General features: G+C 66.7%; 16 protein-coding genes. 14 read left to right on the forward strand and 2 right to left on the reverse strand.

Annotated elements, in window-relative coordinates; translation table 11 throughout:
* Positions 1–118: 118 nt before the first annotated feature.
* Together infB and rbfA are read left to right on the forward strand one after the other, a co-directional pair.
* Positions 119–3,046 carry a translation initiation factor IF-2 gene (gene infB / locus LFT49_RS07805; RefSeq protein ID WP_236801904.1) on the forward strand — a complete coding sequence of 976 codons (2,928 nt, stop codon included), beginning with the start codon at positions 119–121 and terminating at the stop codon, positions 3,044–3,046.
* A gap of 289 nt (positions 3,047–3,335) precedes the next feature.
* Complete coding sequence (rbfA, locus tag LFT49_RS07810) at positions 3,336–3,845, forward strand: 30S ribosome-binding factor RbfA (RefSeq protein WP_236801905.1); 510 nt, start codon at positions 3,336–3,338, stop codon at positions 3,843–3,845.
* An 88-nt stretch (positions 3,846–3,933) separates the two neighbouring features.
* Here the strand turns inward: rbfA and LFT49_RS07815 are convergent, their stop codons facing one another.
* A complete protein-coding gene (locus LFT49_RS07815) occupies positions 3,934–5,061 on the reverse strand; it encodes a ScyD/ScyE family protein (RefSeq protein WP_236821727.1) in 1,128 nt (375 codons plus the stop codon).
* Positions 5,062–5,237: 176 nt separating this feature from the next.
* Between LFT49_RS07815 and LFT49_RS07820 the strand changes: the two genes are divergently transcribed.
* Entirely contained in the window at positions 5,238–5,777 is a 540-nt protein-coding gene (locus LFT49_RS07820; RefSeq protein ID WP_236821728.1) for a nucleoside deaminase, read from the forward strand.
* Between the two features lie 2 nt (positions 5,778–5,779).
* Positions 5,780–6,217 carry a thioredoxin gene (gene trxA / locus LFT49_RS07825; protein ID WP_236821729.1) on the forward strand — a complete coding sequence of 146 codons (438 nt, stop codon included), beginning with the start codon at positions 5,780–5,782 and terminating at the stop codon, positions 6,215–6,217.
* A gap of 46 nt (positions 6,218–6,263) precedes the next feature.
* Here the strand turns inward: trxA and LFT49_RS07830 are convergent, their stop codons facing one another.
* Positions 6,264–7,421 (reverse strand): pyridoxal phosphate-dependent aminotransferase, encoded by a 1,158-nt coding sequence (locus tag LFT49_RS07830; protein WP_236821730.1) that lies wholly within the window; start codon positions 7,419–7,421, stop codon positions 6,264–6,266.
* A 67-nt stretch (positions 7,422–7,488) separates the two neighbouring features.
* Here LFT49_RS07830 and truB point away from each other — a divergent pair, with 67 nt between their 5' ends.
* The 10 genes from truB to LFT49_RS07880 all read left to right on the forward strand — a co-directional run bounded on the left by truB (position 7,489) and on the right by LFT49_RS07880 (position 17,661).
* A complete protein-coding gene (gene truB / locus LFT49_RS07835; protein ID WP_236821731.1) occupies positions 7,489–8,442 on the forward strand; it encodes a tRNA pseudouridine(55) synthase TruB in 954 nt (317 codons plus the stop codon).
* A 2-nt stretch (positions 8,443–8,444) separates the two neighbouring features.
* Positions 8,445–8,798 carry a hypothetical protein gene (locus tag LFT49_RS07840; RefSeq protein ID WP_237430206.1) on the forward strand — a complete coding sequence of 118 codons (354 nt, stop codon included), beginning with the start codon at positions 8,445–8,447 and terminating at the stop codon, positions 8,796–8,798.
* 19 nt (positions 8,799–8,817) lie between these two features.
* The gene (locus LFT49_RS07845) at positions 8,818–9,285 is read left to right on the forward strand and encodes a hypothetical protein (RefSeq protein WP_236801910.1); all 468 of its coding nucleotides are present in this window, start codon (positions 8,818–8,820) and stop codon (positions 9,283–9,285) included.
* A 99-nt stretch (positions 9,286–9,384) separates the two neighbouring features.
* Positions 9,385–10,368 (forward strand): bifunctional riboflavin kinase/FAD synthetase, encoded by a 984-nt coding sequence (locus LFT49_RS07850; RefSeq protein WP_236821732.1) that lies wholly within the window; start codon positions 9,385–9,387, stop codon positions 10,366–10,368.
* A gap of 44 nt (positions 10,369–10,412) precedes the next feature.
* On the forward strand, positions 10,413–11,267 hold the full coding sequence (gene kynA, locus LFT49_RS07855) for a tryptophan 2,3-dioxygenase (protein WP_236801912.1): 855 nt from the start codon (positions 10,413–10,415) through the stop codon (positions 11,265–11,267).
* Positions 11,264–12,523, forward strand: a complete 1,260-nt coding sequence (locus tag LFT49_RS07860) for a kynureninase (RefSeq protein ID WP_236821733.1) — start codon at positions 11,264–11,266, stop codon at positions 12,521–12,523. Before kynA ends, LFT49_RS07860 begins: the two co-directional genes overlap by 4 nt.
* A gap of 227 nt (positions 12,524–12,750) precedes the next feature.
* A complete protein-coding gene (gene rpsO, locus LFT49_RS07865) occupies positions 12,751–13,020 on the forward strand; it encodes a 30S ribosomal protein S15 (RefSeq protein WP_236801914.1) in 270 nt (89 codons plus the stop codon).
* Positions 13,021–13,263: 243 nt separating this feature from the next.
* Positions 13,264–15,522: a polyribonucleotide nucleotidyltransferase gene (locus LFT49_RS07870; protein ID WP_236802821.1), complete on the forward strand. Its 2,259-nt coding sequence runs from the start codon at positions 13,264–13,266 to the stop codon at positions 15,520–15,522.
* A 112-nt stretch (positions 15,523–15,634) separates the two neighbouring features.
* Entirely contained in the window at positions 15,635–16,978 is a 1,344-nt protein-coding gene (locus LFT49_RS07875) for a M16 family metallopeptidase (protein ID WP_236801915.1), read from the forward strand.
* A gap of 122 nt (positions 16,979–17,100) precedes the next feature.
* The gene (locus LFT49_RS07880) at positions 17,101–17,661 is read left to right on the forward strand and encodes a DUF1579 domain-containing protein (RefSeq protein ID WP_336886859.1); all 561 of its coding nucleotides are present in this window, start codon (positions 17,101–17,103) and stop codon (positions 17,659–17,661) included.
* Positions 17,662–17,674: the final 13 nt, after the last annotated feature.

Consider the following 17,674-nt stretch of genomic DNA (forward strand, 5'->3'; position numbering starts at 1 on the left):
AACGATGACAACTTTGTTGCGCTCTGCAATGGGCCCCTTCGCATCAACAGCGGCTGGGGTCCGCAGTAAGAAGTAGACGGTTCGTGCCTGGCTCGGTGCGGACCGAGACAGGAGAAATGTGGCCAAGGTCCGCGTACATGAGCTCGCCAAAGAGCTCGGTATAACTTCCAAAGATGCAGTGACAAAACTGCAGGAACTGGGCGAATTCGTTCGCTCTGCCTCTTCAACCATTGAGGCACCCGTTGTGCGTAAACTGCGCAACGCCTTCCCCGACGCCGCGGCAAAGTCCTCGGCCCCGGCCGCAGCGCCAGCCGCTGCGTCCAAGGCACCTGTTCCCGCGGCAGGAACACGCCCTTCAGCACCGGCTCCCGGTCCGGCTGCGCCCAAGGCTCCGGCCCCCAAGGCCCAGGCACCGGCTCCGGCCGCTCCCGCTGCTCCTGCACAGGCAGCAGCCCCGGCAGCCCCCGCCGCGCCTGCCGCCCCCGCGGCTCCGTCTTCCGGTACGCCGTCTTCCAGTGCCCCAGCCGCTGGTGCCCCGTCCACCGGCGCCAAGCCCGGTGCCCGCCCGGCACCCAAGGCTGAAGCTCCGGCTCCCTCCGCCCGTCCGGGTGGTTCAGGGCCCCGCCCCGGCGGTCCCCGTCCGGGCAACAACCCGTTCGCCACCTCGCAGGGCATGCCCCGCGGCCGCGGTGGAGACGGTGACCGTGCACCCCGTCCCGGCAACAACCCGTTTGCCACCTCGCAGGGCATGCCCCGTCCGGGTGGCAGCCGCACCGACGGCGACCGCCCCGGTGGTCCCCGCCCCGCAGCAGGCGCCGGCGGACCGCGCCCCGGTGGGCCGCGTCCCGCAGCCGGTGCCGGTGGTCCCCGCCCCGCAGCAGGCGCCGGTGGTCCCCGTCCAGGCGCCCCGCGCCCCGGTGGTCCCCGTCCTACTCCGGGCATGATGCCTAACCGCACTGAGCGTCCCGCACCCGCAGGTGCAGGACGTCCCGGTGGCGGCGGACGCGGTCCAGGACGCCCCGGTGGCGCTCCCGGTACCGGTGGTCCCGGTGGCGGCGGCGGTGCACCCGCCGGCGGTGGCTTTGGCAAGGGCGGCCGCGGCCGCGGCGGCACCCAGGGTGCCTTCGGCAAGGGCGGCGCTGGCCGTGGCAAGCAGCGCAAGTCCAAGCGCGCAAAGCGCCAGGAACTTGAGCAGATGAGTGCCCCGTCGCTGGGTGGCGTGAGCGTACCCCGCGGCGACGGCAACACCGTCATCCGGCTTCGCCGTGGTTCGTCCATCACGGACTTCGCCGACAAGATCGAGGCAAACCCCGCCGCGCTGGTCACCGTGCTGTTCCACCTTGGTGAGATGGCCACCGCCACCCAGTCGCTGGACGAGGACACCTTCGCCCTGCTCGGCGAGGAACTGGGCTACAAGCTCCAGGTCGTCTCCCCGGAGGACGAGGAGCGCGAGCTGCTCTCCAGCTTCGACATCGACTTTGACGCCGAACTCGAAGCCGAAGGCGATGAGGAACTCGAGGCACGTCCGCCGGTAGTCACCGTCATGGGCCACGTTGACCACGGTAAAACCCGCCTGCTCGATGCCATCCGCAAGTCCGACGTCATGGCGGGCGAGCACGGCGGCATTACCCAGCACATCGGTGCCTACCAGGTCACGCACAACCACGAAGGCGACGATCGCAAGATCACCTTCATCGACACCCCGGGCCACGAGGCGTTCACCGCCATGCGTGCCCGTGGTGCCAAGGTCACCGACATCGCCATCCTGGTGGTCGCAGCGGACGACGGCGTGATGCCGCAGACCGTTGAAGCCCTCAACCACGCCCAGGCGGCCAACGTGCCGATCGTCGTGGCCGTGAACAAGATCGACAAGGAAGGCGCCAACCCGGAGAAGGTCCGCGGCCAGCTGACCGAGTACGGCCTGGTTCCCGAGGAATACGGTGGCGACACCATGTTCGTGGAGGTCTCTGCCCGCCAGAACCTGCACATTGACGAGCTGCTCGAGGCTGTCCTGCTCACCGCAGACGCAGCCCTGGACATGCGCGCCAACCCGAACAAGGACGCCCGCGGCATCGCGATCGAAGCCAACCTGGACAAGGGCCGCGGTGCGGTTGCCACCGTCCTGGTGCAGTCCGGTACCCTGCGCGTCGGCGACACCATCGTGGCAGGCACGGCCCACGGCCGCGTCCGTGCGATGTTCGACGACGACGGCAGCGCCCTGACCGAGGCCGGTCCGTCCCGCCCCGTCCAGGTGCTGGGTCTGTCCAACGTGCCGCGCGCCGGTGACACCTTCTTCGTGACCGCTGACGAGCGCACCGCCCGCCAGATCGCCGAGAAGCGTGAAGCAGCCGACCGCAACGCAGCCCTGGCCAAGCGCCGCAAGCGCATCAGCCTGGAGGACTTCGACCAGGCCGTCGCCGAAGGCAAGATCGACACCCTCAACCTCATCCTCAAGGGTGACGTGTCCGGTGCCGTCGAAGCCCTCGAAGACGCGCTGCTCAAGATCGACGTCGGCGAAGGCGTGCAGCTGCGCGTCATCCACCGCGGCGTCGGTGCGATCACGCAGAACGACGTCAACCTGGCAACGGTCGACTCCGCCGTCATCATCGGCTTCAACGTCAAGCCCGCCGAGCGGGTTGCCGAACTGGCAGACCGCGAAGGCGTGGACATGCGCTTCTACTCCGTCATCTACGCAGCAATCGATGACATCGAAGCAGCGCTCAAGGGCATGCTCAAGCCGGAATACGAAGAAGTCCAGCTCGGCACCGCCGAGGTCCGCGAAGTGTTCCGTTCCTCCAAGTTCGGCAACATTGCAGGCTCGATCGTGCGCTCGGGTGTTATCCGACGCAACGCCAAGGCCCGCGTCAGCCGCGATGGCAAAATCATCGGCGACAACCTCACCGTTGAGACGCTCAAGCGCTTCAAGGACGACGTCACCGAGGTCCGCACGGACTTCGAATGTGGTATCGGTCTTGGCTCGTACAACGACATCACCGAAGGTGACATCATCGAAACCTTCGAGATGCGCGAGAAGCCGCGCGTCTAGTCTGGCCGGCCTTCGGGCTGTCAGCAGTGCCAGGTGCGGGGCCGTTGGATTTTTCCGGCGGCCCCGCCCCTTCGCTGGGTAGCCAACGTCTGACGACGTCGGGCACCCAGCTTCGGCAGGCCCGATGCCACTCCCAGGCCGCCGGAAAAACCCAACGCAGGTCCGTCGTACACTCGCCATAGTGCGGGCGTCCCGGCCCCAGGTGCGTGGCAGATAACTGAAACGTCCGTTGGCTGCCCTGTTGCCGCCGTCGTACGTCCCTAATTTTTTCTTCTTATAGGAGTTGTTCATGGCTGATCCGGCACGTGCTGCCAAGTTGGCGCAGCGGATTAAGGTTGTTGTTGCTGAGGCCCTGGGCCGGAGGATCAAGGATCCGCGGGTTGAGGGCGTTACTGTTACTGATGCCCGCGTGACCAACGACCTGCAGCACGCCACTGTTTACTACACCGTCCTCGGCGACCAGGCTGTCCAGGCCGATGCTGCCAAGGGGCTTGAGAAGGCCAAGGGTGTGCTTCGGCAGGAGGTGGGCCGGAACATCACCGTCCGCCTGACCCCCACCCTCGAATTCGTCGCCGACCAGATCCCGGTCAATGCTTCCAACCTGGAGGAGCTGCTGCGGGAGGCCCGCAAGCGGGATGCCGAGGTGGCAGCCCTTGCCGCCAACGCCCGGCACGCAGGCGACGCGGACCCGTACAAGTCCGACGCGTCCGGCGACGTGGACATCGATGAGGACGACTTCGACGAAGAGGACCTGGACCTCAGCGACGATGAAGACCTCAACGAGGACGGCAACAAGTAAGACGCACACCAGGGCCCGGGAGCTTATCCCGGGCCCTGGCTGCTTTTAACCCACCCCGTCCTTTAAGCCGGGGCGTTGTCACGGCCTGCTACCCGAGATCGGCCTTGATGACCTTTCCGGCGGGCGGCTGCATCGGGTCGCCCAGCGCGTCGACCGTGGCGTAGAGGTTGTTCCCCCTGATGTCGACGTCAGCCGGCATGTTCACCTTCAGGAACGTCGAACGGTCGCCGTCGCAGGTGAACTTCAGGATCTCGCCACCGAACAGCGACGCAACATACACGTCACCGTTGCCGGCCACAGCCACACCCGTGGGGCTGAGGATATGGTCGGCCCAGAGGTCCACGTCCCCGTTCCACGGATTCACCTTGAAAATGGCACCACGGGCGCCCAGTTCCGGTCCTTCCGGTCCGCCGGGCAGCGACGTCACATAGAGCATGCCGTCCGGTCCCATCGCGACGTCCGTCGGGACGGGTTCGAAGGCATACTTATGGCCGGCCACGCAGTCGGGCACCTTGAAGGTCCCGCCCTGCATGTCGGTGGGAATGACCAATCCCTTGGGAATGACCGCCGGCCGTGGAGGCAGGACAGCGAGGGTGTCGATGTCACCGTCTTTCAGGTTGACCTTGAGGACAGCGTTCATCCCGGCATCGGCGACATACGCGGTGTCGTCCTTCACTGCCAGGGCATACGGATGCGAGTCCACCAGGCCTTTGTACTTGGCAGGCGCGAAGGCCGGCCACCCTGCAAGGCACGCTGCGCTCACGTCATTGCCGAATCCGTAGCGCTGGTCGCCGTCCGGGTTGTGGCGCCGCTCGTAATCGGCAAAGTTTGCGATGGTGTCCACGCCGCCCTTGGCGTCGATCGACTTCAGGAATCCGTGCAGTCCGGCCGGGTCACCCTGACCGGCGCCGACGCTTTCCAGGTAGTACGTTGTGCTGCCGCGGGTATCGGAACCGGCTACTTCCCAGCCCTCCGGCGTGCCGGTCGCCAGGTCCCCGGTTGATCCGTCCCGGTTGATGCGCGTTAGTTTCCCGGCAAAATCCTGGGACACCAGGACCGCCTTGCCGTTTCCTGCAGCGACGTGCAGCGGCGAGACCAGGCCGCCTGCAAGTACCTGGTAATCCGGCGCTTTGGTGGAAGCTGCGGCCGGGCCTCCGGACGCTATGGCAGCGGCCGAGGCGGTGATACAGGCTAAGACTGCGAGTCTTCTCTTCATTGGGTACTCCGGGGTGCGGGGCCCTTGCGGGCCGGATATGGAAGCCTCGGCAGAGGCAAAATATGTATCCCCCGGCGCAAGAGTAGGCCCGTACCGGCGGGTAGTGTTTGCGGGCGTCCCCCCTTCCTGGCCCCCTTTCCATCCCCCAACGGGTCACCGGTGGCTAGGATCGTGCTATGACCGCCGCAGACCACGGAAACAGCTCCCCGGAACACGTCGAACGGGCCCAGCGCCTCGACCGGACCCGACACGTCGAAGGGGCCCCATACCTCGAACAGGCAGTGGATCTCGCCACGGCGAACGTGGGCCAGGGCGGCGGACCGTTCGGGGCCGTGGTGGTGACGCCCGACGGACGGGTCCACTCCGGCGTCAACAGGGTGACCCGGGACAACGACCCCACCGCCCATGCCGAGGTGGTTGCCATCCGGGCGGCAGCGGCAGCAACAGCGGACTTCGACCTCACGGGATCGGTCCTCTACGCCAGCTGCGAGCCCTGCCCCATGTGCCTGGCGTCAGCTTTGTGGGCTCGAATCGGGCACGTCTATTTCGCCGCGGACCGCCATGGCGCCGCAGCCGCGGGCTTCGACGACGCCCTCTTCTACGACTATTTCAGCGGCGCCGCACCGGAACTGATGCCGGTCACCCGGGGTGACATCCCGACGTCGGACGCCCCCTTCCAGGCCTGGCGCGCCTTTGACAGCAGGAAGGAATACTGACCATGGAACCCACGCTGCTTGCCTGCCCCTCCTGCGGAAAGACCAACCGCGTGCCCGCCCAGGCGTCAGGCCACCCCCGTTGCGGCAACTGCAAGGCGGACCTGCCCTGGATCGTGGCGGCGGGTGACGGCGACTTCGCTGCCGTGGCGGAGCAATCCCCAGTACCGGTGCTGGTCGATTTTTGGGCGGCCTGGTGCGGACCCTGCCGGATGGTCAGCCCGGTCCTGGACAAGCTGGCGCGGGAACGGCCCGGCAAGATCAAGCTGGTGAAGGTGGATGTGGACAAATCGCCCGGGTTGTCGCGGCGGTTCGACGTCCAGGCCATTCCCACGCTGATGGTGCTCGTTGACGGGAAGGTCGCCGCCCGCCAGGCAGGCGCCGCACCCGCAGAAGTCCTTCGGTCTTGGCTGGACAGGGCCCTCGCCGGCGCCCGCAGCTGACGCGCCTGCCCGCGCCCGCCCGCGCCGGAGGTGAGGCCTGCCGGACCTAGGACCGGGCGTCCGGCAGCCGGGAAAGTCCCGCCAGCAGGTCCTCTTTCCGCCCGCACAGCGCGATCCGCACCCAGCCCTCGCCGATGGAGCCGAACGCCGTCCCCGGAGCCAACGCCACGCCGGAGTCAGCAAGGAAGCGCCGGACCCATCCCCGCACGTCGCCGCCGGATACGTGGGACATATCGGCCCACAGGTAAAACGCGCCCTGTGCCGGCAGGTAGCGGATGCCCTTTGCGGCAAGGACTGCCGAAGCAGCGTCCCGGTTCCCGCGGTAGTGCTGATGCGCGTGCCGGACGTAGTCCTGGGGGCCGGTCAGCGCCGCCAGCGCCGCGTACTGCGGGGCGGAGGCCACGCAGGAGACGATCGATTCCATGACGTTGTCCATCTTCTGTTCCAGCCCCGGCGGGCAGACCAGTGCGCCGATCCGCAGCCCGGTCAGTCCGTAGGTCTTGGACAGTGTCAGCGAAGTGAACACGCGCGCATCCGCCTCCGTGCCGCCGTCGAACCTGGCCGGGCTGACATGCGGGACGTCGTAGGTGAACGCCTCGTAGCATTCGTCGGAGATGACCCAGATGTCGTGCCGTCGGGCCAGCTCCACCAGTTCCCGCACCAGTTCCCCGTTGAGCACGGCACCGAGCGGGTTGGAGGGTGAGTTGAGCACCAGCACCCGGGTGCGGCTGGTGATGAGTGCTTCCACGTCGGCAACACGTGGCTGGAAGCCGTGTTCCGGATGCAGCGGATACCCCACGGGAACGGCGTTCAGCAGCCGGCTGGTCATGGCGAAGGTGGGGTAGCCGGGATTGGGGATGAGGATCTCGTCGCCGGGGGAGAGCAGCAGGCTCATGGCGAAGTGCAGGCCCTGCTGCGCACCGGAGACCACGTACACCCGGTCGGCGCCGACGTCCACGCCCTGTTCCTCCCGGAACCTGGCGGCGAACGCCTCGCGGAGGGCCGGGATTCCGGCGTTGGGGGTGTAGTTGGTTTCGTCGCGGTCCAGGCAGGCGATACCTGCGTCCAGGACGTGCCGGGGGAGCGGGAAGCCGGGCTCGCCGATGCTCAACACGATGGCGCCCGGGGTCCGCCAGGCGGCCTCGGTGATCTCCCGGATCTGGTTCACGGGCACGTCGCGGACATGGGCGGCAAGCTCAGGCATGCCAGCCATCCTAGCCGTCGCGGTGGTCCGTACGGCGGCTCCAACCTGCGCCGATATACTGGGAGGCGTGCTTTCTGGACTGGTGATAGTGGACAAGCCGCAGGGATGGACCAGCCATGATGTGGTTGGCCGGATGCGGCGCCTCGCAGGGACCCGGAAAGTAGGGCACGCTGGAACACTCGATCCCATGGCCACCGGCGTGCTGGTGCTCGGCATCAACAAAGCAACCCGCCTGCTGACCTACATCGTGGGCACTTCCAAGACCTACACCGCCACCATCCGGCTGGGTCAGTCCACGGTGACGGATGACGCGGAGGGCGAGGTCACGACCACCACCAGTGCCGCAGACGTCACTGACGAGGAGATATACGACGGCGTCGCGGCACTCACGGGGGAGCTCCAGCAGGTGCCCAGCAGCGTCAGCGCCATCAAGGTAAACGGCGAACGCGCCTACGCACGGGTGCGGTCCGGCGAGGACGTCAAGCTCGCCGCGCGCCCCGTCACCATCCACCGGTTCGACGTCCATGCCATCCGCAGGGACCCCACGGCCGGCGTCGTGGACCTGGATGTCACCGTCGAATGCTCTTCCGGCACGTATATCCGCGCCCTGGCCCGGGACCTCGGCAACGCCCTTGGCGTCGGCGGACACCTCACCGCCCTCCGACGGACCCAGGTGGGTCCGTACACCCTTGACCAGGCGCGTACCCTGGAACAGCTCGCGGAAGACCTCAACGTCCTGGACATGTCCCTGGCCGCGCGTTCCCTGATGCCCAACCGTGAGCTCACGGCCCAGGAAACCGCCGAAATCTCCTTCGGCCGCCGGATCGCTGCCGGCACGGCTGCCGGTACCCCGGGCGCCGCCACCGCTGAGCACCCTGCGGCGGGCTTCGCCCCCGACGGCAGCCTGGTGGCGCTCCTCGCCGATGCGGGCAGCTACGCCAAACCGGTCCTTGTCTTCGCGCCCGGAACCGGGACCGGACATGGGAACGGGGCGGCCGCCACAGCAGCCGCGGAGGCGTAGGCGTGGACGCATACTTTTGGATCATCCTCGTCGTCGGCCTGGTGTCCACGGTGCTCTGCCTGGGGGCGGGGATCCTGAGGAAGGCGCCCAACGACGTCACCCTCCTGTCCGTCGTGGCAGTGGAAGCAGCCCTGGTGGTCTACCTGGTGGGTTCGATCGTCCGCGTCATCGCCGGGGAACCCATCGCCGGCGAAGCGTGGGAGTTTTGGGGCTACATGGCCACCGCCATGCTCCTGCCGCCCGCGGCGATCTACTGGGCCATCCTGGAGCGGACGCGATGGAGCAACTTTGTCCTGGCCGCGGTCGGTGTCACTGCGCTGGTGATGGCTGCCCGAATGAACCAGATCTGGTACTGAAGTGGAAGAAGCAGCAGAAATGAAAGAGCAGCAGGCCCGCGCGGCCGCCGGCGACGCACCCGTCCGCAATACCCGCAACACCGGTCCCGGCCGCCTTTTGATCGCGGTATACGGGGTGTTCGCCATCTCGGCCACCGCCCGTGCCGGATACCAGATCCTTACCAAATTCTCCGAGGCTCCGCTGGCCTACCTGCTCTCCGCGTTCGCCGCCGTGGTGTATATCCTGGCGACGGTATCGCTGGCCAAGGCAGGAACCACCTGGTTCAAGGTCTCCGTTGCGGCCGTTCTGGTTGAGCTCGCCGGGGTCCTGGTGGTGGGGACGCTGAGCATCCTGGACTCCGTGCAGTTCCCGCATGAAACCGTCTGGTCCCTGTTCGGCCGCGGCTATGGCTTCATCCCCCTGCTGCTGCCCATCCTGGGCCTGGTATGGCTGTACCGCCGCCGCCCCTCGAAGGTCGCGGCGGGTTCCGCCAAGGCTGCGGAGTGACGGCAAAAGCCGCGCAGAGAATCCGGGTAACCTTGAAGAGTTCACCGGCCGCACGGCCGGTGGAACGTTGATGCTTGCACGCAGCTTAAGGCGAGGGTGATGGTCTACATCTGGAACGATCCGTCCGATGTCCCGGCGGACTTCGGCCCATCTGTTGTCACTTTCGGCAACTTCGACGGCGTTCACCGCGGCCACCAGCAGGTGCTGTCCCAGCTGATCCGTTCTGCCCGGCTCTCCCAGGCCAAGGCCGTGGCCATCACCTTCGACCCCCACCCGGCGGTCATCCACCGGCCCGAGGCGGCGCCGGAGCTCATCATGGGCCTGGATGACAAGCTGGAGGCGCTCGGCGAGTTGGGCCTGGACGCCATCCTGGTGGTCAAGTACTCACTGGACCTTGCCAGCCTCACGGCCGAAGAGTTCGTGGAGCAGTACTTGGTTGATTGCCTGCACGCCAGCCAGGTGGTCATCGGCCATGATGCACGCTTCGGACGCGGCAACTCCGGCGACCTTGAGACCATGAAGGCCCTGGGCGACAAATTCGGTTTCGACGTCCAGGTCATCAGCGAGTTCGGCTCCGAGGGCTACCCCCTGCATGACGACGACGGCACGGACCGCCGCTGTTCCTCCACCTGGGTGCGGGAGGCGCTGCAGGAGGGTGACGTCGCCACCGCCGCGTCCGTCCTGGGCCGCCCGCACCGGATGCGCGGCGAAGTGGTCCACGGCGCCGCCAGGGGCAGGGCGCTTGGCTTCCCCACGGCAAACCTTTCCTCAAATGCCACCGGCCTGATCCCCGCGGACGGCATATACGCGGGCTGGCTGGTGGACCAGGCCGGCAAGCGCTGGCCGGCAGCGATCTCGGTAGGCTCCAACCCCACATTCGACGGCGTCAGCCGGCAGGTGGAGGCGCATGTGATCGACAGGCCGGAGGAAGCCGTGGAGGACTTCGATCTGTATGACCAGACAGTCATCGTCGAATTCGTGCAGCGGCTCCGCGGCATGGTGGCCTATCGTGGCCCTGAGGCCCTGGTGGAGCAAATGCGTCTGGACGTCGCCCAGGCCCACCAGATCCTGGCCGGCCGCTGACCCCAGCCTCATCCGCCAGGGATGAGAACAACGAAAGGCAGTGCGTGTCCGTCGAGAAGAACACCCGCAACCTGGACCAGGGGATTGTCCGCGACTTCAGCTCGCGGATGAGCTACGCCTCCTACCTGCAGCTTCCCACCCTGCTCAGTGCCCAGCAGCCGGTCAGCCAGCCTGAGCACCACGACGAGCTGCTGTTCATCATCCAGCACCAGACCACGGAGCTGTGGCTGAAACTGGTCCTGCACGAACTGCGCAGCGCGGCCGCCTGGCTCCGGGAGGACGACCTGGGCTCGGCCCTCAAGGGCATTGCCCGGGTCAAGCACATCCAGAAGACCCTCACCGAGCAGTGGTCCGTCCTGGCCACCCTTACGCCCACCGAGTACTCGCAGTTCCGCGGCTTCCTGGGCAACTCGTCCGGATTCCAGTCCGCCCAGTACCGCGCGGTGGAGTTTGTCCTTGGCAACAAGAACAGCAAGATGTTGCCCATCTTCGAATCCGACCCGGAGGCCCACGGGATGCTGGCGGAGCTGCTGGCCGCACCCAGCATCTACGACGAGTTCCTGGCCTACCTGTCCCGGCAGGGGTTCGACGTGCCCCGTTCCGTCCTGGACCGGGACGTGACGCTGGCCCACGAGTTCGCCCCGGAACTGGTCCCGCTCTTCAAGCACATCTACGAAAACGCCGCGGACAACTGGGCCGCCTACGAAGCGTGCGAGGAACTGGTGGACCTGGAGGACAACTTCCAGCTCTGGCGGTTCCGGCACCTGCGCACCGTGCAGCGGACCATCGGCATGAAGACCGGCACGGGTGGATCCAGCGGTGTGACCTTCCTGCAGAAGGCCCTGGAACTGACGTTCTTCCCGGAACTATTCGCTGTCAGGACGGAGATTGGACAATGAGCATCCACCAGGAAAACAGCACCGACGTGGCCTTGGGCGAACTCCGGCAGCGGGCCGAAGAGCTGGACCGCCGTGATTCCCTGGCTCGCTTCCGGGACCTGTTCATCGGCACGGACACGCCGCTGTCCTACCTGGACGGCAACTCCCTGGGCCGGCCCCTGAAGCGCACTGCCGACGATGTTGCCGCGTTTATCCGGGATGAATGGGGAGGCCGGCTCATCAGGGGCTGGGACGAGAAGTGGCTTGCCCTGCCCCAGGCCATCGGCGACCAGCTGGGCCGCGCGGTCCTTGGCGCCGCTCCGGGGCAGACCATCATCGCCGACTCCACCACCGTGGTGCTGTACAAGCTGATCCGGGCAGCCCTTGCCGCGGTGCAGGACCCGGACCGCAACGAGCTCGTGCTGGACACCGAAAACTTTCCCACCGACCGGTACCTGGTGGAGGGCATCGCCCTCGAGGAGGGCCTGACCCTCCGGTGGATCCAGCCGGACCCCGCCGCCGGGGTGACCCTTGAGCAGGTGCGCCAGGCCACCGGGCCACGCACCGCCGTCGTACTCCTCAGCCAGATCGCCTACCGCTCCGGCCACCTCGCCGACCTGCCGGGCATCACCGCGGCAGTGCACGACGCCGGCGCCGTGGTGGTGTGGGACCTTTGCCATTCCGCGGGGTCGGTGGAGATCGGCCTTGACGGCGCGGACGTGGATTTTGCCGCCGGGTGCACGTACAAGTACCTGAACGGAGGCCCGGGGTCGCCGGCCTTTGCCTACGTCAACGCCCGCCACCTGCCCGCACTGAACCAGCCCATCTGGGGCTGGATGGGGCGCAAGGACGCGTTCGAAATGGGGGCCGGCTATGAACCAGCCCAGGGCATCCGGGGTTTCCTCAGCGGCACTCCCGCCGTCTTCGGCATGATTGCCATGCAGGGCACCCTGGACCTCATCGAGGAAGCGTCCATGGCCGCCATCCGGGAAAAGTCCGTGGCACTGACCGATTTCGCCGTGGAAGTCTTCGACGCATGGCTGGCCCCGCTGGGGGCGCAGCTGGCATCGCCCCGGGAGCCGGGGGAGCGGGGCGGCCACATCACCGTGGACCACCCCGACTTCACCAAGGCCACCGTCGAAGCGCTCTGGGACGGAGACGTTATTCCGGATTTCCGCTCGCCGCACGGCATCCGGGTGGGGTTGTCCCCGATGAGCACCAGCTTCGCCGAAGTGCTGCAGGGCATGGCGGCCATCCGGGACCGGCTGCAGGGCTGAGTGCCCCGCTGTTCGGATTGGACTGTTCTGCCAACACTGCCGCGACCGCACTGTTTCGACAAGGTTAGGCCGGGGCCGGTAAACTGGACGATGGATCCGGCTGCAGTCCGTGGCGGCTGGCTCCTGTTGTTGGCGCCTCCTCCGGTTTTCCGGTTCAGGACGTTGGCGGCAGACCCGGCAGTGAGTTACTGACCTGGGCCCTCACGGCACATTCCCAAGGAGTAATTGTGGCACTTGACGCCGCTGTAAAGCAGTCCATCATCAAGGAATACGCAACCGCCGAAGGCGACACCGGTTCACCGGAGGTCCAGGTTGCGGTCCTGACCCAGCGGATCAAGGATCTGACTGAGCACATGAAGGAGCACAAGCACGACTACCACACCCAGCGCGGTCTGCTGGCCATGGTTGGTCGCCGCAAGCGCATGCTGGGCTACCTCAAGAAGACTGACATCGCCCGCTACCGTTCGCTCATCGAGCGCCTCGGCCTGCGCCGCTAGTCTGGCTTTGGGGCGGCCCTTCCCATCCGGAACGGGCCGCCCTCTTCAAATGAAAAACTAAACAGGAGGATCAACCGCATCACGCATTCGCGGTCCTCGGTAGTGATCCCCGGGAACGGCTTCGTCGACAGAAGCCGGCGGCCCGTGGGTCTCGATCGATGACCGGGTGCAGGGCCAGTAGACAGATGCTGGGCTGGGTTGATGCGGCTGGACTTCCGTCAAACAGAAACGGAGGTGACTCTCTTGGAGGGTCCCGAAATCCAGTTCTCAGAAGCAGTCATTGACAATGGCCGCTTCGGCAAGCGTGTAATCCGCTTCGAAACCGGCCGCCTCGCCAAGCAGGCCGCCGGCGCAGCCATGGTGTACATCGACGATGACACTGCGCTGCTGTCCGCCACCACCGCCGGCAAGCACCCGCGTGAAGGCTTCGACTTCTTCCCCCTTACCGTCGACGTCGAAGAGCGCATGTACGCTGCGGGCCGCATCCCGGGCTCGTTCTTCCGCCGCGAAGGCCGCCCCTCCACCGAAGCCATCCTGGCCTGCCGCTTGATGGACCGCCCGCTGCGCCCCGCCTTCATCAAGGGCCTGCGCAACGAGGTCCAGATCGTAGTGACCGTCCTGGCCATCAACCCCGACGAGCTGTACGACGTCGTGGCCATCAATGCTTCCTCGATGTCCACCCAGCTGTCCGGCCTGCCGTTCTCCGGCCCCATCGGCGGTGTCCGCGTTGCCCTGGTGAACGACGAAAACGGATCCCAGTGGGTTGCCTTCCCCAAGCACTCCCAGCTGGAAAACTCCGTGTTCAACATGGTGGTTGCCGGCCGCGTTGCCGGTGATGACGTCGCCATCATGATGGTCGAGGCCGAAGCCACGGACAACTCCTGGAACCTCATCAAGGAACAGGGCGCCACCGCCCCCACCGAAGAGGTTGTGGCCGAGGGCCTGGAGGCTGCAAAGCCCTTCATCAAGGCACTTTGCGACGCCCAGGCCGACCTCGCCGCACGCGCTGCCAAGCCGACGGTCGAGTTCCCGGTCTTCCTGGACTACGAGGATGACGCTTACGCCGCCGTCGAGTCCGCTGCCGCCGACAAGCTTGCCGCCGTCTTCCAGATCGCGGACAAGCAGGAACGCGACAACGCTTCCGACGCACTCAAGGACGAGGTCCTTGCCAGCCTGGCAGGCCAGTTCGAAGGCCGCGAGAAGGAACTCTCCGCAGCTTTCCGCTCGGTCACCAAGCACGTGGTGCGCCAGCGCATCCTGAAGGACCAGGTCCGCATCGACGGCCGCGGCCTGACGGACATCCGCCAGCTCACCGCCGAGGTTGAGGTCCTGCCCCGCGTCCACGGTTCCGCCATCTTCGAGCGCGGCGAGACCCAGATCATGGGTGTCACCACGCTGAACATGCTCAAGATGGAACAGCAGATCGACTCGCTGTCGCCGGTGACGCGCAAGCGCTACATGCACAACTACAACTTCCCGCCGTACTCCACCGGTGAAACCGGCCGCGTGGGCTCGCCCAAGCGCCGCGAAATCGGCCACGGCGCCCTGGCCGAACGCGCCATCGTGCCTGTACTGCCGTCCCGCGAGGAATTCCCGTACGCCATCCGCCAGGTGTCCGAGGCGCTCGGCTCCAACGGTTCGACGTCGATGGGTTCCGTCTGCGCCTCCACCCTGTCCCTGCTGAACGCCGGTGTGCCCCTGAAGGCCGCCGTCGCCGGCATCGCCATGGGCCTGGTTTCCGACCAAGTGGACGGCCAGACCCGCTACGCAGCCCTGACTGACATCCTCGGCGCCGAAGATGCCTTCGGTGACATGGACTTCAAGGTTGCCGGTACCTCCGAGTTCGTCACGGCCATCCAGCTGGACACCAAGCTCGACGGCATCCCCGCTTCCGTGCTGGCAGCAGCACTGAAGCAGGCCCGCGAAGCCCGCCTGCACATCCTCGAGGTCATCAACTCGGCCATCGACACCCCGGACGAGCTCTCCGAGTTCGCACCGCGCGTCATCGCCGTCAAGATCCCCGTGGACAAGATCGGCGAGGTCATTGGCCCCAAGGGCAAGATGATCAACCAGATCCAGGAGGACACCGGCGCCGACATCTCCATCGAGGACGACGGCACCGTCTACATTGGCGCCACCAACGGCCCGTCTGCCGACGCAGCACGCTCCGCCATCAACGCCATCGCCAACCCGCAGGTCCCCGAGATCGGCGAACGCTACCTGGGCACGGTCGTCAAGACCACCACCTTCGGTGCCTTCGTGTCGCTGACCCCGGGCAAGGACGGCCTCCTGCACATCTCCGAGCTCCGCAAGATCGCAGGCGGCAAGCGCGTGGACAATGTCGACGATGTTGTTTCCGTGGGCCAGAAGATCCAGGTGGAAATCACCAAGATCGATGACCGTGGAAAGCTGTCCCTGTCGCCCGTCGTGGCCGAAGAGGAAGGCGCCGACGAGACCGAGCGCGTTCACGCCACGGAGCCTGCTGAGGGCGCCGAGGTCTAACAGCCCGGGCTTCCCGGCACAAGCATGAATCGGCGGGACCGGTGGATGATCCACCGGTCCCGCCGCTGTTACGATGGCAGCCAGATCCGGCTGCCCCTCCTGAAAGGCATCAATGACTGTTGTACCCCTGCCGCTTGAGCAGAACCACGCCGGCGACACCCTGGTCCACGGCTCCGACGGCGGGTCCGAGGTCCGCCGTTCAGTGCTGCCAGGAGGCGTGCGGGTACTGACGGAGGCGATGCCGGGCCAGCGGTCAGCCACCATCGGGTTCTGGGTGGGCGTCGGGTCCCGGGATGAGGCCCCCGGCCAGCACGGGTCCACCCACTTCCTCGAGCACCTGCTGTTCAAGGGCACCAAGCGGCGCACCGCCCTGGAGATCGCTTCGGCGTTCGATGAGGTGGGCGGGGAATCCAACGCGGCAACAGCCAAGGAAAGCACCTGCTACTTTGCCCGGGTCCTGGACACCGACCTGCCCATGGCCATCGACGTCATTGCGGACATGATCACCGGGGCCGTACTGGACCCGGATGAGATGGAGCAGGAACGCGACGTCATCCTGGAAGAAATCGCCATGGACAGCGATGACCCCACCGACGTTGCCCACGAGCATTTTGTCGCCGCGGTCCTTGGCAGCCACCCGCTGGGCCGTCCCATCGGCGGCACGCCCGCCGCGATCAGGGCCGTGGCCCGGGACTCGGTGTGGGAGCACTACCGCCGGTACTACAAGCCGGAGGAACTGGTCATCACCGCGGCAGGCGGCCTGGACCACGACGTCGTATGCGGACTTGTGGTGGATGCCCTCGAGTCTGCCGGCTGGTCGCTGCAGTCCGACGCGGCACCCGTGCAGCGCCGTTCCACCGAACGCGCGCTGATTACCGGGACGGCCGGTCTGCACGTGGTCAAGCGTGCCGTGGAGCAGGCAAACATCATCATGGGATGCCCCACGATCGTCGCCACCGACGAACGCCGCTACGTGATGAGCGTACTGAACGCGGTCCTGGGCGGCGGCATGTCCTCCAGGCTGTTCCAGGAAGTCCGCGAGAAGCGCGGCCTGGTGTACTCCACCTACTCCTTTGCCTCGTCCTACGCCGACGCCGGCTACTTCGGCATGTATGCCGGCTGCACGCCGTCCAAGGTCCGCCAGGTGGTGGACCTGCTGGGCGTAGAGCTGGACAAACTCGCCGAACACGGAATATCCGACGACGAACTCCGCAAGGCAGTGGGGCAGCTCGGCGGTGGGATCGTTTTGGCACTGGAGGACACCGGCTCCCGGATGTCCCGTCTGGGCCGGGCCGAGCTGGTCTCCGGGGAATACCAGGACATCGACGAGACCCTCCGCCTGATCAAGGCTGTCACCGCCGAACAGGTCCAGGAACTGGCCGCCGAACTCGCCGCCGCGCCGCGGACCATCACCGTCGTGGGCCCCTTCGAGGAGACGGAAACCTTCGGGCTGTAGGACGCTGGCGGCCCGGCTTCTGTCCAGCTGCTCGCGCTCACTTTGCACGGACACGGCCGGGCGGGGGCTTAAGATAACCCCATCCGGTGCCGCTCCCTGGCCGCCGGGGTAAGGGGAATGTCGTGGAGGGATCCGCGCGTGGACCCGGCTACGGGCTCCACAATGACGACGACGGGCCCGCGCCGGGTGCCCACCCCGCCCTTTCCGGGCTGCTTGGCCATTGGCGGGGAAGCACCATACTCGCCGCCGGTCCCTGGGGACCCGAGCGCACCGTGGACGCTGAGGTTTCTTACAGCCCGATGGCCGGCGGCATCGGGGTCGTCCAGAGCTATCGGCATGTCGAGGCTGACGGTACGCACTTCGAGGGCCACGGCATCTTCACGGTCGATCCAGACCATAATGACGTCCTGTGGTACTACGTCGACAGTACTGGGGTGCCGCCCGCTGCCGCCGTGCGCTGTACTTGGCACGACGGCGTCATCCGGCTTGAGCGGCCAAGCAGTGCGGGCTGGACGCGCCACGCCATCAGTGTCGAGGCCGGCGTGCTGCAGCATATCAGCGAATTGCGGGCAACCCGTGAGGCCGCGCGTGAAGGGGTGCCGGACGCTAAAGCGCCAGTCACCAGGAACGGAAAGGGCACAAGCTACAGGCCATTCATGCGGTCTGTCTTCCACCGTGTCTGAGTGCCCGGTACTT

Source organism: Arthrobacter sp. FW306-06-A (assembly GCF_021870055.1).
Classification (GTDB): domain Bacteria; phylum Actinomycetota; class Actinomycetes; order Actinomycetales; family Micrococcaceae; genus Arthrobacter.